Annotated in this window: 1 protein-coding gene; it reads right to left on the bottom strand. The window is 66.3% G+C overall.

Annotation, left to right across the window (positions count from 1 at the left end; genetic code table 11):
- Window positions 1-353: DDE-type integrase/transposase/recombinase (locus tag I6F35_RS39725; protein WP_225122981.1), on the bottom strand; the 353-nt coding region annotated here is incomplete at both ends.

Raw genomic sequence — 353 nt, 5'->3', positions numbered from 1 at the left:
AAGCCGTTCTGCATCGGCTTTCCCGGCGCGATGAAGTGCCAGTCGATGTCTGCGTCCTTGCACCAAGCCAGCATGGCGTTGCAGGTGAACTCGGTGCCATGGTCGGACACGATCATTCCTGGCTTGCGGCGTCGCTCGACGATCGCCGTGAGTTCGCGGGCGACGCGCCGTCCCGAGATCGAGGTCTCCGGAATGGCGCCCAGGCATTCCTTGGTGACGTCATCGACGATGTTGAGGATGCGGAAGCGCCGCCCGTTGGCGAACTGGTCATGGACGAAGTCCAGCGACCAGCGCGCGTTGGGCCTCGCCTCGACCAGGATCGGGGCCCGGGTCCCCACCGCCTTGCGGCGGGC

It is taken from the genome of Bradyrhizobium sp. BRP22, assembly GCF_020194175.1.
GTDB lineage: Bacteria > Pseudomonadota > Alphaproteobacteria > Rhizobiales > Xanthobacteraceae > Bradyrhizobium.
This window is presented reverse-complemented; position numbering and strand designations above follow the sequence as displayed.